Source organism: Saccharomonospora saliphila YIM 90502 (genome assembly GCF_000383795.1).
GTDB lineage: Bacteria > Actinomycetota > Actinomycetes > Mycobacteriales > Pseudonocardiaceae > Saccharomonospora > Saccharomonospora saliphila.
The window spans coordinates 225,749-228,331 of sequence record NZ_KB912656.1 but is presented as its reverse complement, the minus strand read 5'-3'; the positions used below and the strand labels follow the sequence as shown (position 1 = coordinate 228,331).

The 2,583-nt window shown below is 73.2% G+C and carries 2 protein-coding genes; one reads left to right on the top strand and one right to left on the bottom strand.

What is annotated here, in order from left to right:
- Positions 1-1,365, bottom strand: a 1,365-nt coding sequence (locus SACSA_RS0110075) for a DPP IV N-terminal domain-containing protein (RefSeq protein WP_019815552.1), incomplete at its 3' end; no start/stop codon positions are given.
- Between the two features lie 179 nt (positions 1,366-1,544).
- Here SACSA_RS0110075 and rocD point away from each other — a divergent pair.
- On the top strand, positions 1,545-2,583 hold a 1,039-nt coding region (gene rocD / locus SACSA_RS22340; RefSeq protein ID WP_019815549.1), incomplete at its 3' end, for an ornithine--oxo-acid transaminase.

Here is a 2,583-nt window from a genome sequence, read left to right as displayed (position 1 = left end):
CAGCAGCGCCGCCCGGAGGTCGCGCTCGCCGACGGTCAGCCAGTGCGGCCGGGGCGTGATGCCCGGGTCCCGCGGGTGGGAGGCGATCTCGCGCACCCGCTCGCCGTCGCGCAGCACCGAGACCACGGGCCCGCTGTGGTGCAGGCTCCACGACGACAGCACCGTCACCTCGGCCGTCCCGGCACCCACGTGCACACCGTCGGTGGTGGACAGGCGTTCGACCCGCCCGTCCCGCGTCCGGTACACGTGAATCTGTGTGGGGTCGTCGTCCGAGGCGCTGAACAGCACCTCGTCGCCGACGTGCAGCACCGAGCGCACCTGGAGCCCGGGTGGAGTCACCGGTTCACCGTCGATGAGCACCCGATGGCTGTCCTCGACGGCGGCGGTGTGCACCAGCCTGCCGTCCGAGGTCCAGGCCGGGACGCCGGTGAGGATCTCGACCCACTCCGGATCGGTGTCGGTGCGCAGCACGCGGGTGGAGCCGTCGGCGGGGTCGAGCGCGTGGATCTCCAGTCTCCGTTGGTCACGTGGCATGACCGCGATCAGCGGCGGGCCGCCGGACGACCAGTGGGCCGCGACCAGGTACTCCCAGTCGCCGCGGTCCACATCGACCCGGCTGCCGTCGAGTCCGATCACGGAGAGCGACACCTCGGCGTTGGCCGTGCCCGCGGCGGGGTAGGCGGCGATGGTCGGGGGCGTGTCCGGGTTCGCCGGGTCGGCGATCGTCCACCGTGGAACGGGAGCACGGTCGGTGCGCTGCACCAGCAGACTCTGCCCGTCGGGGGACCACCAGTACCCGCGCACGCGGCTGAGCTCCTCGGCGGCGATGAACTCCGCCAGTCCCCAGGTCACGTCGTCGCCGTCCGGTTCGACCAGCGCGCGGTCCTCTCCGGAGGCCCGTTCCACCACGCGCAGCGCGCCGTCACGCACGTAGGCCACGCGGGTCCCCGTCGGGTCCGGTCGCGGGTCGACGACGGCGGTGTCCACCAGTTCGGTGACGTGGCCGGTGGGGATCTCGACCGTGTGCAGCCTTCCGGACAGGCTGAACGCGGCGACGGTGACCGCCCGGTCGGTGGCGTAGCCCACGACGCCGCCCGAGGTCTCCCGCGTGCGCTCCCGCCGCGCGCGCTCCTCGGCGGGCAGCTCCTCCTCACCCGGCAGCAGCGCGGCGGCGTCCACCAGGATGGTCTCCGCGCCGGTGGCCAGGTCGAGCGCGACGAGGCTGTGCCGCCGGTCGATCGCCGACCCGGCGCGCAGGAACAGCACCGTGCCGCCGTCCGGGGTGACGCGGAAGTTCTTGGGGATGCCCAGGGTGAACCGCTGCGTGCGGGCCTGCGCGCGCAGGAACGAGAGATCATCCGTCACGGGCGCCTACTCTGGCAGACGCGCGGCACCGGCCGCCAACCCGGCGCGGCCCGGCCACGACCCCGCGCGAGGCCGCACAACGATCAGCATGCCCGCGCCGCCGAACACACAACGAACAACGGTGAACAGCAATGTTCTCCGGCTGAACTCGCCGCGCTCGTGGCTCTAGTCTGAAACGCATGACAACGCTGCCCGACCTCGACAGCCGCGCCGCCGACCTGATCGACCTCGACGAGCGCTGGAGCGCCCACACCTACCACCCGTTGCCCGTCGTGCTCGCCGAGGCTGAGGGCGCGTGGGTCACCGATGTGGACGGCAGGCACTACCTGGACTTCCTGTCCGGGTACTCGGCGCTGAACTTCGGCCACCGGCACCCCGAGCTGGTGCGGGCCGCGCGGGAGCAGCTCGACCGGGTGACGCTGACGTCGCGCGCGTTCCACCACGACCAGTTCGGCCCGTTCTGCCGGGAACTGGCCGAGCTGACGGGCACCGAGATGGTGCTGCCGATGAACTCCGGCGCCGAGGCCGTCGAGTCGGCGGTGAAGGTGGCCCGCAAGTGGGCCTACCGGGTCAAGGGCGTGCCCGAGGACCGGGCCGAGGTCGTGGTCGCCGCGTCGAACTTCCACGGGCGGACCACCACGATCGTATCGTTCTCCACCGACGACACGGCGCGGGCCGACTTCGGGCCGTTCACGCCCGGGTTCGTCGTGGTGCCCTACGGCGACGCCGAGGCGCTGGCCGCCGCCGTGACCGAGCGCACCGCCGCCGTGCTGGTGGAACCGATCCAGGGCGAGGCCGGCGTGATCGTGCCGCCGGACGGCTACCTGGCCGGGGTGCGCAGGGTCTGCGACGACGCGGGCGCACTGCTGATCGCCGACGAGATCCAATCGGGCCTGGCCCGCACCGGCACCGTGCTCGCGCTCGATCACGAGCACGTCACCGCCGACCTGTACACGCTCGGCAAGGCGCTCGGCGGCGGCATCATGCCCGTGTCGGCGGTCGCGGGCCGCGCCGACGTGCTCGGTGTGCTGCGCCCGGGCGAGCACGGTTCCACCTTCGGCGGCAATCCCCTCGCCTGCGCCGTCGGCCGGGCCGTGGTGCGGCTTCTGTCCACGGGCGAGTTCCAGCAGCGCGCCACCTCGCTCGGCGCGCGCCTGCACGCGCGGCTCGGCGACCTCGTCGGGCAGGGTGTCGCCGAGGTGCGCGGGCGTGGACTGT